This is a genomic window from Citrobacter sp. RHB21-C05, assembly GCF_013889015.1.
GTDB classification, from domain to species: domain Bacteria; phylum Pseudomonadota; class Gammaproteobacteria; order Enterobacterales; family Enterobacteriaceae; genus Citrobacter_A; species Citrobacter_A sedlakii.
In genome coordinates this window covers 1,252,732-1,268,563 of sequence record NZ_CP057611.1, presented here as the reverse complement: position 1 = coordinate 1,268,563, position 15,832 = coordinate 1,252,732, and the positions used below count along the sequence as shown (strand labels likewise).

Here is a 15,832-nt window from a genome sequence, read left to right as displayed (position 1 = left end):
CGCTTTTCTATTATTTGGCTCTCAATAATTTTCCGAGGCTACTCGCATCCTTGCCGCTTCTTTCTCTTCTTTATTTTTCTTTCTGCTAGATTGCGGACTATTCATTAAAGAAGGAAAAGGATGCCATGAATAAAAAGAACACCTCGACACCGCATGATGCCGTGTTTAAACAATTTTTATCCCATCCCGAAACCGCGCGTGATTTTTTGGAGAGTCATTTACCCCGTGCGCTGCATAAACTTTGTGACCTCAGTACGCTTCGTCTGGAGTCTGCCAGTTTTATTGAGGAGACGATGCGCGCCTATTATTCGGATATTCTTTACTCATTAAAGACGCGCGCAGGTAACGGTTATATTTACGCGTTAATTGAACATCAGAGCTCTCCCGACCGGCACATGGCGTTTCGCCTGATGCGCTATGCCATTGCCGCCATGCAACGTCACCTTGACGCCGGACACGACACATTACCGCTGGTGATCCCGGTTCTGTTCTATCACGGTCTGGTTAGCCCTTATCCATACTCAATGCGCTGGCTGGATGCGTTTGCGCTGCCGTCGCTGGCTGAAAATTTCTATAATCACGCCTTTCCTTTAGTCGATATTACCATCATACCCGATGATGAAATTATGCAGCATCGACGAATGGCGATTCTGGAAATAGTGCAAAAACATATTCGCTTGCGCGATTTAAATGAATTAACAGATAAACTAGTAATATTAATCAATCAAAACAACATCACCCACGAGCAGCTTAAAACAGTATTGCTTTACGTATCAAAAAATGGAAAAGTAGAAAATCAACGCGCTTTTTTCCAGACACTGGCAAACCAACCAACCGAATATAAGGACACAATTATGACGCTGGCAGAATATCTGAGAAACGAAGGACTCGAAGAAGGTCTGGAAAAAGGGCAAAAGCTCGCGGCGTTACGTATCGCAAAAGAGATGCTGAAAAACGGGCTCGACCTGCCACTCATTCTCACCGTGACGGGCGTCAGCGAAGCAGAATTACATCAGACAGACCCAGAGCAGTCTGCGGTTAAAGCTTGAGGATCTCTTTGACGAACGGAATCGTCAGCTTACGCTGGGCGGTAATCGAGGCATGATCGAGCTGGTCCAGCGTCATAAACAGCGTACGCATTTCGCGATCCAGCCGTTTAAGCAAAAAGCGCCCCACGTCTTCGGGTAGCTCAAAGCCACGTAGCCGGGCGCGCAGTTGGAGCGCCTGAAGTTTGTCTTCATCCGACAGAGGCTGAAGCTTGTAAATTTGCCCCCAGTCCAGCCGCGAGGCCAGATCGGGCAAGCCGAGATTAAGCTGGCGTGGCGGACGATCGCCGGTGATCAGCAGACGCGTTTTTCCAGACTCGAGGATGCGGTTGTAGAGATCGAAAATCGCCATTTCCCACAGCGCATCGCCGGCGACACATTCGATGTTGTCGATACAGACCAGCGAAAGCTGTTCCATCCCGTCGAGCACTTCCGGAACAAACCAGGTGCGCTTGTCCAGCGGCACATAGCCGACCGCGTCGCCGCGCTGCGACAGTTCCGCGCAGGCGGCATGTAATAAATGACTGCGGCCCGCGCCTTCACGCGACCAGAGATAAATGTATCCGCTATGCTCCTGACGCAACACGTTTTGCAGTGCGGCCAGTAAAGAGGCGTTATCCCCCGGCCAGAAACTTGCGAAAGTTTCGTCGTCAGGAAGATAAAGTGGCAAGGAGAGCTGTGCCGGTGTGTTCAGAGATACCTCAACCCAGATTTCATTAAATCGCGATGAGTTTAACACAGAATTCCGCTGTGATAGAACCGGGCAGCGTCCCTGCCCGGTTTCTGCGTTACTGCTGCGGCGTATCCGCGTCTTTCGCATCCAGTACCACTTCTTCCGGACGCAATACTGAGATTAACTTGAAGATCAGACTCAGGCCAATCCCGACGATGGTGGCCAGCGCCATGCCTTTCAGTTCAGCGGCGCCAATGTGAACCTTCGCGCCACTGACGCCAATGATCAGAATAACGGAGGTCAGGATCAGGTTCTGCGCTTTGTTGTAATCCACCTTCGATTCAATCAGCACGCGGATACCGGACGCGCCGATCACCCCATACAGCAACAGGGATACCCCACCCATCACCGGTAGCGGAATGATCTGGATAGCCGCTGCGAGTTTGCCTACGCAGGAGAGCAGGATAGCGAAGATCGCCGCGCCGCCAATCACCCAGGTGCTGTACACGCGGGTAATTGCCATGACGCCAATATTTTCGCCGTAGGTGGTGTTCGGTGTAGAGCCGAAGAAGCCGGAGATCACCGTTGATAAACCGTTAGCGAACATAGAGCGATGCAAACCCGGATCGCGTACCAGATCTTTTTTAACGATATTCGCCGTAACCACCAGGTGCCCGACGTGTTCAGCAATCACCACCAGCGCCGCTGGCAGAATGGTCAGAATAGCGAACCACTCGAAACGCGGGGTGTAGAATGTCGGCAGCGCAAACCAGTGCGCCTCGGCGATCGGTGTGGTATCGACAACGCCCATCGCGAAGGAAAGCGCATAGCCCGCCAGCACGCCAATGAGGATCGGGATAATCGCCATAAAGCCGCGGAACAGTACAGAACCGAACACGGTCACCGCCAGCGTCACCATGGAGATAATAATGGTCTTCGCATCCGCGGACTGACCTTCCGCCGGCAGCAGTCCGGCCATGCCAGCAGCGACCCCCGCCAGTTCCAGACCGATAACGGCAACAATGGCGCCCATCGCAGCAGGAGGAAACATCACGTCCAGCCAGCCAGTGCCTGCCTTCTTCACGATGAAAGAGACCAGGCAGAACAGCACGCCGCACATAATAAAGCCGCCCAGCGCCACCTCATAGCCTAACGGCAGCAGGAGCAGCACCGGGGAGATAAAGGCAAAACTCGACCCTAAATAAGCCGGGATTTTCCCTTTACAGATAAACAAATACAGCAGCGTACCGATGCCGTTAAACAGCAGAACGGTGGCCGGGTTAATATGAAACAGAACGGGCACCAGCACGGTTGCGCCAAACATGGCGAACAGGTGTTGCAAACTAAGCGGGATTGTCTGTAAAAGCGGCGGTCTTTCACTTACCCCGATAGCACGGCGCGTCATAGTGTTTTCCTCTGTGTGTTTTGTTATTAGCAGTTGAGTTGTTTTATTCAAAAAAAAGCCGACTCTTAAAGTCGGCTGATATTTAATGATTCACTTATTTCGTCCCAAAGATCTTATCACCGGCATCGCCAAGCCCCGGAATAATGTATCCGTGCTCGTTCAATCCCTGGTCGATCGACGCGGTGTACAGTTCCACGTCCGGGTGCGCTTTTTCCAGCGCGGCAATGCCTTCCGGCGCGGCAACCAGCACCAGCACCTTGATGCTGCTGCAACCGGCTTTTTTCAGCAGATCGATGGTGGCGATAACGGAACCACCGGTCGCCAGCATCGGATCAACGATCAGCGCCATACGCTCGTCGATGTTGGACACCAGCTTCTGGAAATAAGGAACCGGCTCCAGGGTTTCTTCGTTGCGGTACATCCCGACCACGCTGATACGCGCGCTTGGTACGTTTTCCAGTACCCCTTCCATCATCCCCAGACCTGCGCGCAGGATAGGCACGACGGTAATTTTTTTCCCTTTAATCTGGTCGACTTCAACCGGGCCATTCCAGCCTTCAATGGTCACCTTTTCGGTTTCCAGGCCCGCAGTCGCTTCGTAGGTCAGCAGACTGCCTACTTCCGAGGCGAGTTCACGAAAGCGTTTGGTGCTGATGTCGTTTTCACGCATCAGACCCAGCTTGTGTTTGACGAGTGGGTGTTTGACTTCCACGATCTTCATACTCTTCTCCTTTCCTCAGACGAGTGGCAACCACAAAAAAATCGCCGGATTATACCGCTTTTCCTCCTGGGCGCAACATAACGTATGCATGACCTGGATCAAGCAAAGTTATTTACCTTTGGCTGATGAGTATAAAACACGCCCCGCATTCTGCGCGGGGCGGCGGGTCAAGTCGCTGAAATCAGAGCGTTTCACCGTTGCTTTTAATCACCTGCTGATACCAGGCGAAAGATTTTTTAAGCTGCCGGGCCAGTGTGCCGCTCCCGTCATTATTTTTGTCGACGTAGATGAAGCCATAGCGTTTTTTCATTTCGCCCGTGCCAGCGGAAACCAGATCGATGCATCCCCATGGCGTGTACCCCATCAGATCCACGCCATCCTCCACCACCGCTTTTTTCATTTCGCGGATGTGCGCGGCCAGGTAGTCAATACGGTAACTGTCGTCCACCGATCCGTCAGGCTGCTGAACGTCAATGGCGCCGAAGCCGTTCTCAACGATAAACAGCGGCAGCTGATAGTGGTCCCAGAACCAGTTCAACGAATAGCGCAGGCCGACGGGATCGATCTGCCACCCCCAATCCGACTTCTGCACATAGGGGTTGGCGACCAGATGCTTCGTTTCGTCATAGTCAAGCTGTGGATTATCCTCCGTCGCTTTGGTGGTAAACGACATGTAATAGCTAAAGCCAATGTAATCAACGCAGCCCTCAGACAACGCGACGCGATCGGCGTCGGTGATATCCAGCGCGAAGCCGCGGCGTTCGAAATAGTTAAGGATGTGCTGCGGGTATTTACCGCGTACCTGGACGTCGGTAAACCAGTAGCGGCGGTGCATAGCGTTCATCGCCATCATCATGTCGTCCGGCGCACAGGTCAGCGGGTATATGGGGCACATGGCGATCATGCAGCCGACCTGTAGCGCCGGGTTGATTTCGCGGGCGGCTTTCACCGCCAGCGCACTGGCGACCAACTCGTAGTGCGCCGCCTGGTACATTATCGGTTCGCGATCTTCGCCCGGCTGGTATTTCAACCCGGAGTTAGTAAACGGCGCGAAGTCTTCATGATAATTCGCCTGGTTGTTAATCTCGTTAAACGTCATCCAGTATTTCACTTTATGCTGGTAGCGCGTAAACGCCACCTTCGCAAAGCGCACGAAAAAGTCGATGAGCTTACGGTTGCGCCAGCCGCCGTATTCCGTCACCAGATGGTACGGCATCTCGAAATGCGACAAGGTGATCACCGGTTCAATGCCATATTTCAGACACTCGTCAAAGAGGTCGTCATAAAATTGCAACCCCGCTTCATTGGGCTGGGTTTCGTCTCCCTGCGGAAAAATACGTGTCCAGGCAATGGACGTGCGGAAACACCTGAAGCCCATTTCCGCGAACAGTTTTATGTCCTCTTTGTAGCGGTGGTAAAAGTCAATGGCGTGGTGATTGGGATAATTTTTGCCTGGCAGCACGCCGTCGGTGATTTCCCGCGCGACGCCGTGCGCGCCCGCGGTCATCACATCGGCCACGCTGATTCCCTTTCCGCCTTCCTGCCAGCCGCCCTCCAGTTGATGCGCCGCGACCGCCCCACCCCACATGAAATTCGCTTTAAATCCCGACATAGATCCCCTCGTTAATTCGCATTAGCAAAACAGAAACCGGTTTCAGTACGATACTGAGCAAACTTAGCGGCGCATTCAAGCAACGAAATGTACCCGGTTTCATTTTCGTGGCGCAGGTCATAAAAACGGCGCCGTACGAGAAAATCGCAGCAAAAATCAACACATAAAATCGGATGCAACGCAGGCTCGCAAACGTTTGCTTTCCCTGTTAGAATTGCGCCGAATTTTTCCTTTTACCGCAAGAAATAACGTGGGGAACCAGGCAGTGACCGATAAAACCTCTCTTAGCTACAAAGATGCCGGTGTTGATATTGACGCGGGCAATGCTCTGGTCGATCGAATCAAAGGCGTAGTGAAGAAAACCCGCCGCCCGGAAGTGATGGGGGGTCTGGGTGGCTTCGGTGCGCTGTGCGCGTTGCCGCAAAAATATCGTGAACCGGTACTGGTTTCCGGCACTGACGGCGTAGGGACCAAACTGCGTCTGGCAATGGATCTTAAGCGTCACGACACCATCGGGATTGACCTGGTGGCGATGTGCGTGAACGACCTGGTGGTTCAGGGCGCTGAGCCGCTGTTTTTCCTCGACTATTACGCTACCGGGAAACTGGACGTGGACACCGCAGCCAGCGTCATTCAGGGCATTGCGGAAGGTTGTCTGCAGTCCGGCTGCGCGCTGGTCGGAGGGGAAACCGCTGAAATGCCAGGGATGTACCACGGTGAAGACTATGACGTCGCGGGCTTCTGCGTCGGGGTGGTGGAAAAATCAGAAATCATCGACGGTTCTAAAGTTGCCGACGGCGATGTGCTGATTGCGCTGGGATCCAGCGGCCCGCACTCTAACGGCTATTCGCTGGTGCGCAAAATCGTTGAGGTTAGCGGCTGCGACCCGGAAACCACCGAGCTTGACGGTAAGCCGCTGGCCGATCATCTGCTTGCGCCGACCCGTATCTACGTGAAATCGATCCTGGCGCTGATCGAGAACGTCGACGTGCACGCCATCGCCCACCTCACCGGCGGCGGTTTCTGGGAAAATATTCCACGCGTCCTGCCGGACAACACTCAGGCGGTGATCGACGAATCTTCATGGCAGTGGCCTGCCGTGTTCAACTGGTTGCAAAACGCCGGTAATGTTAGCCAGCACGAAATGTACCGTACCTTTAACTGCGGCGTCGGTATGGTGATCGCCCTTCCGGCAAGCGAAGTGGACAATGCGCTGGCATTGCTGAAAGCAAAGGGTGAAAACGCGTGGAAAATCGGTATCATCAACGCTTCTGATTCCGAACAGCGTGTGGTTATTGAATAATGAATATTGTGGTGCTTATTTCCGGCAACGGAAGCAATTTGCAGGCGATCATTGATGCCTGCAAAGAGAAGAAAATCAACGGCACCCTTCGCGCAGTATTCAGCAACAAGGCCGATGCGTTCGGCCTTGAACGCGCCAGAAAAGCGAACATTCCTGTGCATACGCTGACGGCCGATCAGTTCGCCAGCCGTGAAGCGTTTGACCGGGAGCTGACCCTTGAGATCGACGCGTATGCGCCTGATGTGGTGGTGCTGGCCGGTTTTATGCGCATTCTTAGCCCAGCCTTTGTCGCTCATTATCACGGACGCCTGCTGAATATACACCCTTCCCTGTTGCCCAAATATCCCGGCCTGCATACCCACCGCCAGGCGCTGGAAAATGGCGACGAGGAACACGGCACGTCGGTGCACTTTGTCACCGATGAGCTTGATGGCGGTCCGGTCATTTTACAGGCGAAAGTACCCGTCTTTGAGGGAGACGACGAAGACGAAATCACCGCGCGCGTTCAGGCCCAGGAACATGCCATTTATCCCCTGGTTGTGAGCTGGTTCGTCGAAGGCCGTCTGAAGATGCATGACAACGCCGCGTGGCTGGATGGTCAACGTTTGCCGCCGCAGGGCTATGCGGCTGACGATTAATTCGGTCCCTTCACAGGCCAGAAGCGCCGTCTTCTGGCCCTGACGCGTCCGTTCGCCGGATAGCGGCAAAATACCCTGTCCGGCCTACTTTTCTTCCCGCCTTTATGTTATCAAACAGTTTATTGTCATACTTTTCTGGCACAGTTGGACATCTGAGAGCATTGCTCGCCATAATGATCAGGTCGTGTCCCGTGAATCAAACGGAGTATAAGTATTAATGGGTCAGGAAAAGCTATACATCGAGAAAGAGCTGAGCTGGTTAGCGTTTAACGAACGCGTGCTCCAGGAAGCGGCGGATAAATCTAACCCGCTAATCGAAAGGATGCGTTTCTTAGGCATCTATTCCAATAACCTTGATGAGTTCTATAAAGTGCGTTTCGCCGAGTTGAAGCGCCGCATTATCATTAGCGAAGAACAGGGTTCAAATTCGCATTCTCGCCATCTGTTAGGCAAGATCCAGTCCCGTGTGTTAAAAGCCGATCAGGAATTTGATGGTCTTTATAACGAACTGTTGCTGGAGATGGCGCGCAACCAGATCTTCCTGATTAACGAACGCCAACTGTCAGTGAATCAGCAAAGCTGGCTGCGCCACTACTTTAAACAATACCTGCGCCAGCATATCACCCCCATTTTGATCAACCGCGAAACGGATCTCGTTCAGTTTCTGAAAGATGATTACACCTACCTCGCGGTGGAGATCATTCGTGGTGATTCGATACGCTACGCGCTGCTGGAAATTCCATCGGACAAAGTGCCGCGCTTCGTCAACCTGCCGCCGGAAGCCCCGCGACGCCGCAAGCCGATGATCCTGCTGGACAACATTCTGCGCTACTGCCTGGATGACATCTTCAAAGGCTTTTTTGATTACGACGCCCTGAACGCTTATTCGATGAAGATGACCCGCGACGCCGAATACGATCTGGTGCACGAGATGGAATCCAGCCTGATGGAGCTGATGTCCTCCAGCCTCAAACAGCGTTTGACCGCTGAACCGGTGCGTTTTGTTTATCAGCGCGACATGCCCAACGCGCTGGTCGAAGTGCTGCGGGAAAAACTGACCATCTCGCGTTATGACTCCATCGTGCCCGGAGGGCGTTACCACAACTTCAAAGATTTCATTAACTTCCCGAATGTCGGCAAAGCGAATCTGGTGAATAAACCACTGCCGCGCCTGCGCCATATCTGGTTTGATAATGAGAAGTTTCGTAATGGCTTTGACGCCATCCGTGAACGCGATGTGCTGCTCTACTATCCATATCACACCTTTGAACACGTTCTGGAGCTGTTGCGTCAGGCCTCCTTCGACCCGAGCGTACTGGCCATCAAAATTAACATCTATCGCGTGGCGAAAGATTCACGGATTATCGACTCGATGATCCATGCTGCCCACAACGGCAAAAAAGTCACGGTGGTGGTGGAGCTACAGGCGCGCTTTGATGAAGAAGCCAACATTCATTGGGCGAAGCGCCTGACGGAAGCGGGCGTACATGTGATCTTCTCCGCGCCGGGCTTAAAAATTCACGCCAAGCTGTTTCTTATTTCGCGTAAAGAAGGCGACGACGTGGTGCGCTACGCGCATATCGGCACCGGTAACTTCAACGAAAAAACCGCGCGCCTGTATACCGACTATTCGCTGCTGACCGCCGATGCGCGGATCACCAACGAAGTGCGCCGGGTGTTTAACTTTATTGAGAACCCGTACCGTCCGGTAACGTTTGATTATTTGCTGGTTTCGCCACAGAACTCGCGTCGCCTGCTGTATGAAATGATTGACCGTGAAATCGCCAACGCTCAGCAGGGACGCCCTTCCGGCATCACCCTGAAGCTGAATAATTTGGTCGACAAAGGGCTGGTTGACCGCCTGTATGCGGCGTCCAGTTCCGGCGTGACGGTAAATCTGCTGGTTCGCGGAATGTGTTCGCTGATTCCTTATCTTCCAGGCATCAGCGATAATATTCGCGTCATCAGCATTGTTGACCGCTATCTGGAACATGACCGTGTTTACATCTTTGAAAATGGCGGCAATAAGCAGGTGTATCTGTCCTCCGCGGACTGGATGACGCGTAATATCGACTACCGCATTGAGGTAGCGACGCCGCTGCTTGATCCACGCCTGAAGCAACGGGTACTGGATATTATTGACATCCTGTTCAGCGACACGGTAAAAGCCCGCTATATCGACAAAGAACTGAGTAATCGCTACGTGCCGCGCGGGAATCGCCGCAAAGTACAGGCGCAACTGGCGATTTATGACTACATCAAATCACTCGAGCAACCAGACTAACGCTATGCCAATACATGATAAGTCCCCACGACCGCAGGAGTTTGCGGCAGTCGACCTCGGCTCAAACAGTTTTCACATGGTCATTGCCCGCGTGGTGGATGGCGCAATGCAGATAATTGGCCGTCTGAAGCAGCGTGTCCATCTGGCTGACGGCCTCGGCCCGGATAACCGGCTGAGTGAAGAAGCCATGGAGCGCGGGCTAAGCTGTCTGTCGCTGTTTGCCGAACGTCTGCAGGGGTTTTCGCCCTCCAGCGTCTGTATTGTGGGGACGCACACGCTGCGTCAGGCGTTGAACGCCACTGACTTTCTCAAGCGTGCGGAAAAGGTTATCCCCTACCCTATTGAGATCATCTCCGGTAACGAAGAAGCGCGCCTGATTTTTATGGGCGTTGAGCACACGCAGCCCGAAAAGGGGCGTAAGCTGGTGATCGACATCGGCGGCGGCTCAACGGAACTGGTGATCGGCGAAAACTTCGAGCCAACGCTGGTTGAAAGCCGTCGTATGGGGTGCGTCAGCTTTGCGCAGCTTTATTTTCCCGGCGGCGCGATCACCCCGGAGAACTTCCAGCGCGCCAGAATGGCGGCGGCGCAAAAGCTCGAAACCTTAACCTGGCAGTTTCGCATTCAGGGCTGGAACGTCGCGCTGGGCGCCTCCGGCACCATTAAAGCCGCACATGAAGTGTTGCTGGAGTTGGGGGAAAAAGACGGTTTTATTACCCCGGAACGTCTGGACCGTCTGGTGACAGAGATACTGCACTACCGCAATTTCGACGCCCTGAGCTTGCCGGGTTTATCCGAGGAGCGAAAAGCGGTGTTTGTGCCGGGTCTGGCGATTCTTTGCGGTGTCTTTGATGCGCTGGCCATCCGTGAACTTCGCCTCTCCGACGGCGCGCTGCGTGAAGGCGTCCTGTACGAAATGGAAGGCCGTTTTCGCCACCAGGACGTCCGTAGCCGTACCGCCAGTAGCCTGGCGAATCAGTACAATATTGACGGCGATCAGGCCAGACGCGTACTGGATACCACCATGCAGATGTACGATCAGTGGCAGGCGCAGCAGCCAAAACTGGCCCATCCGCAGTTGGAAGCGCTGCTGAGATGGGCCGCGATGCTGCACGAGGTAGGCCTGAATATCAATCACAGCGGCCTGCATCGCCATTCAGCCTATATTCTGCAAAACAGTGATTTACCCGGCTTTAATCAGGAGCAGCAAACCATGATGGCGACGCTGGTTCGCTATCACCGCAAAGCGATCAAGCTGGACGATCTGCCGCGCTTTACGCTGTTCAAGAAGAAGCAATACCTGCCGCTAATCCAGTTGCTGCGCCTTGGGGTTCTGCTGAACAATCAGCGCCAGGCCACAACTACGCCCCCGACGCTGACGCTCATCACGGACGACAGCCACTGGACGCTCCGTTTTCCTTATGACTGGTTCAGCCAGAACGCGCTGGTGCTGCTCGATCTGGAAAAAGAGCAGCAATACTGGGAAGCGGTCACCGGCTGGCGTCTGAAAATAGAGGAAGAACGTTCACCGGAAATCGCCGCCTGAAGACCGCTCAGGTGCCGGTAACCGGCACCTGCGCTTTCAGTATGTCCCTTAGCGGTTGGGGTTCGCCGATTAAATATCCCTGCATATAGTCAATACCCAGCGAGGCGACCGCGCTGCGGATCTCCTCGCTTTCAACAAATTCCGCCACCACCTGCATTTTCTTCATGCGCGCCAGATGGCAGATAGAAGCCACAATCTGGTAGTCGAGGCTGTTCGATACCATATTGCGGATAAAACTCCCGTCAATTTTTAAAATGTTGGCGCTGATATTTTTCAGCCGGGCATAGCTGGCATAGCCGGTACCGAAATCGTCAATCGCAATTTGACAGCCCAGCTGTTGCAGATTATGCAGCGTTACCTGCGCCTGCTCGGCATTCAGCAGCGCGTAGCTTTCGGTGACTTCGAAGATCAACTGCCACGCCTCGATCTGGTATTTGCTCAGTAGCTTGCTGACTTCCAGTGAAAACTTCGCCCGACAAATTGACGGAGCCGAAAGATTCAGGGCAAAACGGCGCGCGGGCATATCTGCACGATTATCGGCCATAAAGCGTAAGGTATGTTCGATGACCCAGAGATCGATTCGCGAGGCCAGACCGAACTCATGCGCAACGGGCAAAAATACCTCTGGCGAGATCAGTCCGCCGTCACTGTCTTTCAACCGCAGCAGGATCTCATGGTAGACATCGCCACGCAGGCCTTCGATAGGTTGCGCCATCAGGCAGAAGCGATCGTGTTCGAGCGCGTGCTGCAGGCGATTCATCATCGCCACTTTATCTTTCACATTGCGCTGCAAATTCACAGCTCCACGACGCTCCAGATTCTCCGGCGTGTTGGTCATAATCGACAGTTCAGCAATGGTACTAAGTTCGCCAAGCAGCAGATAAATATGGTTCACCGGAGACCGCACGTAGCAGTAGCTCATGCCCACCTGCGGCTGGAAGGTCATACCGTCCCAGATAAAGCGAAACCGTTTGATGTGCTCGTCCAGGAGATCAATACGCTGCTGGTGTGATTCGGTGTTTAAGCGCAGCAGCAGGTCCGGGCCAGACATTTGGTAGACGTTTTCATCCGGCGACAGCTTTTCATTTATCCAGTGTGAAAGCTGCTGCTTATACTGAATCCGCAGCATAATGCCATAATTCTTCACCAGCACTTCGAGCTCAGGAACATGCAGAAAACAGAGCGCGGACCACGGGGCATTTTTCAGGGCGCGATTGAGCGCGCGGAGATTGGGCAGATGAACAACGGGATCGAGGAAAGCCAGCCTGCGCGCGCGGCTGTTGACAACCCGCTGACGCGTGGCCAATACCGCCATGTAATTGACGATAAATGAAAAAACCAGAAAGCTCGACGACGTGATCGCCAGTTGGACATCATAACCAGAATAATAGGGGGTATAACTCTGGTAATTATGGATCGCAATAATCAGCACGGGCGCCCAAAGCAGAGAGATGAAGCGATAGCCATAGCGCATCGCGCCCCAGAGCATAACCGGCAGTAATAATGACATTGTATAATTTGTGCTGAATATTGAGCTATTTACATTCAGGGGCATACATAGCAAGGTCATTAATACAATGAGGATTAATAACCATAAGGCGACCTCTTTCTTCGAGGCTTTTGCATCAAACTGCAGTTTTAACTGGGAATAATAGCCGCGTAAATGAAGCGGGTTACGAATCACGCGAAGGAGAAAATAGAAAAACGGGACGCCAATTAAATTTCCGACCAGGATCCCCTGATAGTTAATTAATGCATTGATGTTAAACGGGGTGACGCCCATCAGATTCAGTCGGCTTTCATACATTCCGACAAACGCCGCAAACTGAAAAAGCACCAGAAACAGCGTAGCGGAGCAAAATACCTGCCAGAAAATTCGCTGGAACACCAGTCGCGGCTCGCCGTGTGAGACGCAATTCCGACGCGGATTAAAGACGCGATAGCCGCCCCAACTGAGGACGATAGCGATGAGGAAATGGGCGATTACCGGTAGCGTTTCAGCCAGCCCCACCTGCGGATATTTGCGTAAAAAGATGGCAAGAATAATTCCTGGTAATGCCGCCCAACTGAAAAAGTGCATCATGCTCATCATTAATGCTAACGGAAGATATAAAAGCACCACATCCCCGGAAGCCATATGCGCATAAGTATTGACGTGGCTCACTAATGGCAGCATTAAACACGGCAAAACCAGAGGAAGCCCCCACCACTTATCTCTGATTGCAATATAATTTTTATTCAGTCTCATAGATGCTCAGCAGAAACCCCGACTCCCGATGGGTTTTATCAGACAGGCATCCCCCCTGACCGCAAAAAGACGATGAAAAGATCATCACGTGAGGCAACGATTTTAGTTGCCAGCGGAAAGCAAATTTTGACATACATCAAATAATTTCACCGCCATTAATTAATTATTACCTTTATTCCGGCGTGTTATCATTTATATATTATTAATGTAAATAAGATTATTAACTTCCATAACAACCACCCATGAACAAGCTAACGCATTTTTACAACGTCATGAATTGACCATTGCGGCGCAGTATGCCTTAATGTGCTTATCGCCCGCAGGGGCATCTCTTAAGGAACCTTTTGTGAGTCAGGCTACCAGTATGCGAAAACGACATCGATTTAACAGTCGCATGACCCGTATCGTACTGCTTATCAGTTTTCTCTTCTTCTTTGGACGCTTTGTCTACTCTTCTATTGGCGCCTGGCATCATCATCAGGACAAAAAAGACGTTCAACAGTCCAGACTCTCTGTCGAAACGCCCGCACAGCGTTAAGGTTTCTCAGCGCGATAAGATAAACCGATCTTCCATCGTCGAACATGCCGCAGTCTCGCTAACCGTTAATAGCAATGATGTCTTTCTTCAAATATTGTGGCTCATTTTTCGCGCTAAGCAGTCATTGTAAATGTGAATAGATAAAAATAAAAAACCCTCTGTAAAAACAGAGGGTTGAATTAATATTCGAACAGAAATGATTAGCTATAAGTTAGCGGTTCATCATTCCCACTCAATGGTAGCGGGGGGCTTACCGCTGATGTCATACACCACGCGGGAAATGCCGTTCACTTCATTGATGATGCGGTTAGACACGCGGCCTAAGAAGTCATACGGCAGGTGCGCCCAATGCGCGGTCATAAAGTCGATGGTTTCAACCGCACGCAGAGAGACAACCCAGTCGTATTTACGACCGTCGCCCATCACGCCAACCGAACGAACCGGCAAGAACACGGTGAACGCCTGGCTTACCTTGTTGTACAGGTCAGCTTTGTGCAGTTCCTCGATGAAGATCGCGTCCGCACGACGCAGCAGATCGCAATACTCTTTCTTCACTTCGCCCAGCACGCGCACGCCCAGACCTGGCCCCGGGAACGGGTGACGGTAAAGCATGTCGTACGGCAGACCCAGCTCCAGACCAATCTTGCGTACTTCGTCTTTGAACAGCTCTTTAAGCGGTTCAACCAGACCCATCTTCATCTCTTTTGGCAGACCGCCGACGTTATGGTGAGATTTGATGACGTGCGCCTTACCGGTTGCTGAAGCAGCAGACTCGATGACGTCCGGGTAGATAGTGCCCTGAGCAAGCCATTTCACCTCTTCCAGCTTCAGCGCTTCTTCGTCGAACACCTCCACGAAAACGCGGCCAATGATCTTACGTTTTGCTTCCGGATCGTTTTCACCCGCCAGCGCGCTGAGGAAGCGGTCTTCCGCCGGAACATGAACGATGTTCAGACCGAAATGGTCGCCGAACATATCCATCACCTGCTGCGCTTCATTCAGACGCAGCAAACCGTTATCGACAAAGACGCAGGTCAGATTTTTGCCGATCGCACGGTGCAGCAGCATCGCGGTGACGGAGGAGTCAACCCCACCGGACAGACCGAGGATCACTTTGTCATCACCGACCTGCTGACGGATACGCTCAACCGCGTCGTCAATGATTTTTGCCGGCGTCCACAGCGCTTCACACTGGCAGATATCGCGCACGAAGCGCTCCAGCATACGCATCCCCTGACGGGTGTGCGTCACTTCCGGGTGGAACTGCACGCCGTAGAAACGTTTTTCCTCATTCGCCATGATGGCGAACGGGCAGCTTTCGGTGCTGGCAACGGTCACAAAGTCAGACGGGATAGCGGTGACTTTATCGCCGTGGCTCATCCAGACGTCGAGCAGCGGCTTGCCGTCGGCGGTCAAGGAATCTTCGATGCCACGCACCAGCGCGCTGTCGCTAACCACTTCAACCTGGGCGTAGCCAAACTCGCGCTCGCTGGAGCCTTCTACATGACCGCCCAGCTGCATCGCCATGGTCTGCATGCCGTAGCAAACGCCAAATACCGGTACGCCCGCTTCAAAAACGTACTGCGGCGCGCGCGGACTGTTTTCTTCGGTGGTGCTTTCAGGGCCGCCGGAAAGAATGATACCGCTAGGATTAAACTCGCGAATCTGTGCTTCAGTTACATCCCAAGCCCACAGTTCGCAGTACACGCCGAGTTCACGTACGCGACGCGCAACCAGCTGAGTGTACTGCGATCCGAAATCAAGGATGAGAATGCGATGCTTGTGAATATTGTCTGTCATTGACGCTAATTCCGAGGC

Annotated in this window: 12 protein-coding genes; 6 read left to right on the top strand and 6 right to left on the bottom strand. The window is 52.8% G+C overall.

Going from position 1 to position 15,832, the window contains the following annotated elements:
* The first annotated feature begins 125 nt into the window (after positions 1-125).
* Positions 126-1,049, top strand: coding sequence for an Rpn family recombination-promoting nuclease/putative transposase (locus HVX72_RS06055; protein ID WP_181822765.1), 924 nt, complete (start codon positions 126-128; stop codon positions 1,047-1,049).
* On the opposite strand, the gene HVX72_RS06050 is transcribed toward HVX72_RS06055, so the two are convergent.
* The 4 genes from HVX72_RS06050 to HVX72_RS06035 form a co-directional block, all read right to left on the bottom strand.
* Positions 1,039-1,740 carry a DnaA inactivator Hda gene (locus HVX72_RS06050; RefSeq protein ID WP_211935781.1) on the bottom strand — a complete coding sequence of 234 codons (702 nt, stop codon included), beginning with the start codon at positions 1,738-1,740 and terminating at the stop codon, positions 1,039-1,041. The genes HVX72_RS06055 and HVX72_RS06050 overlap by 11 nt on opposite strands.
* 94 nt (positions 1,741-1,834) lie before the next feature.
* Complete coding sequence (gene uraA / locus HVX72_RS06045; RefSeq protein ID WP_060570515.1) at positions 1,835-3,124, bottom strand: uracil permease; 1,290 nt, start codon at positions 3,122-3,124, stop codon at positions 1,835-1,837.
* Between the two features lie 94 nt (positions 3,125-3,218).
* Positions 3,219-3,845: a uracil phosphoribosyltransferase gene (upp, locus tag HVX72_RS06040; RefSeq protein WP_003037929.1), complete on the bottom strand. Its 627-nt coding sequence runs from the start codon at positions 3,843-3,845 to the stop codon at positions 3,219-3,221.
* Positions 3,846-4,026: 181 nt separating this feature from the next.
* Complete coding sequence (locus tag HVX72_RS06035; RefSeq protein WP_181822764.1) at positions 4,027-5,457, bottom strand: 6-phospho-beta-glucosidase; 1,431 nt, start codon at positions 5,455-5,457, stop codon at positions 4,027-4,029.
* A 265-nt stretch (positions 5,458-5,722) separates the two neighbouring features.
* Here HVX72_RS06035 and purM point away from each other — a divergent pair, with 265 nt between their 5' ends.
* The 4 genes from purM to ppx all read left to right on the top strand — a co-directional run bounded on the left by purM (position 5,723) and on the right by ppx (position 11,228).
* A complete protein-coding gene (gene purM / locus HVX72_RS06030) occupies positions 5,723-6,760 on the top strand; it encodes a phosphoribosylformylglycinamidine cyclo-ligase (protein WP_060570601.1) in 1,038 nt (345 codons plus the stop codon).
* Positions 6,760-7,398, top strand: a complete 639-nt coding sequence (gene purN, locus HVX72_RS06025) for a phosphoribosylglycinamide formyltransferase (protein WP_042290932.1) — start codon at positions 6,760-6,762, stop codon at positions 7,396-7,398. The genes purM and purN overlap by 1 nt, the downstream gene beginning before the upstream one ends.
* Before the next feature lie 217 nt (positions 7,399-7,615).
* Entirely contained in the window at positions 7,616-9,682 is a 2,067-nt protein-coding gene (gene ppk1 / locus HVX72_RS06020) for a polyphosphate kinase 1 (RefSeq protein WP_042290933.1), read from the top strand.
* Positions 9,683-9,686: 4 nt separating this feature from the next.
* The gene (gene ppx / locus HVX72_RS06015; protein ID WP_181822763.1) at positions 9,687-11,228 is read left to right on the top strand and encodes an exopolyphosphatase; all 1,542 of its coding nucleotides are present in this window, start codon (positions 9,687-9,689) and stop codon (positions 11,226-11,228) included.
* Positions 11,229-11,235: 7 nt separating this feature from the next.
* Here the strand turns inward: ppx and HVX72_RS06010 are convergent, their stop codons facing one another.
* Positions 11,236-13,476 (bottom strand): sensor domain-containing phosphodiesterase, encoded by a 2,241-nt coding sequence (locus tag HVX72_RS06010; RefSeq protein ID WP_181822762.1) that lies wholly within the window; start codon positions 13,474-13,476, stop codon positions 11,236-11,238.
* Between the two features lie 346 nt (positions 13,477-13,822).
* Here HVX72_RS06010 and HVX72_RS06005 point away from each other — a divergent pair, with 346 nt between their 5' ends.
* The gene (locus HVX72_RS06005) at positions 13,823-14,014 is read left to right on the top strand and encodes a YfgG family protein (protein WP_181822761.1); all 192 of its coding nucleotides are present in this window, start codon (positions 13,823-13,825) and stop codon (positions 14,012-14,014) included.
* A gap of 222 nt (positions 14,015-14,236) precedes the next feature.
* Here the strand turns inward: HVX72_RS06005 and guaA are convergent, their stop codons facing one another.
* On the bottom strand, positions 14,237-15,814 hold the full coding sequence (guaA, locus tag HVX72_RS06000; RefSeq protein ID WP_042291366.1) for a glutamine-hydrolyzing GMP synthase: 1,578 nt from the start codon (positions 15,812-15,814) through the stop codon (positions 14,237-14,239).
* Positions 15,815-15,832: the final 18 nt, after the last annotated feature.

Coding starts and splice junctions, on each gene's coding strand:
- upp (WP_003037929.1), bottom strand. CDS start 3,845: ATGAAGATCGTGGAAGTCAAACACCCACTCGTCAAACACAAGCTGGGT.
- ppk1 (WP_042290933.1), top strand. CDS start 7,616: ATGGGTCAGGAAAAGCTATACATCGAGAAAGAGCTGAGCTGGTTAGCG.
- HVX72_RS06055 (WP_181822765.1), top strand. CDS start 126: ATGAATAAAAAGAACACCTCGACACCGCATGATGCCGTGTTTAAACAA.
- HVX72_RS06035 (WP_181822764.1), bottom strand. CDS start 5,457: ATGTCGGGATTTAAAGCGAATTTCATGTGGGGTGGGGCGGTCGCGGCG.
- HVX72_RS06010 (WP_181822762.1), bottom strand. CDS start 13,476: ATGAGACTGAATAAAAATTATATTGCAATCAGAGATAAGTGGTGGGGG.
- uraA (WP_060570515.1), bottom strand. CDS start 3,124: ATGACGCGCCGTGCTATCGGGGTAAGTGAAAGACCGCCGCTTTTACAG.
- ppx (WP_181822763.1), top strand. CDS start 9,687: ATGCCAATACATGATAAGTCCCCACGACCGCAGGAGTTTGCGGCAGTC.
- purN (WP_042290932.1), top strand. CDS start 6,760: ATGAATATTGTGGTGCTTATTTCCGGCAACGGAAGCAATTTGCAGGCG.
- guaA (WP_042291366.1), bottom strand. CDS start 15,814: ATGACAGACAATATTCACAAGCATCGCATTCTCATCCTTGATTTCGGA.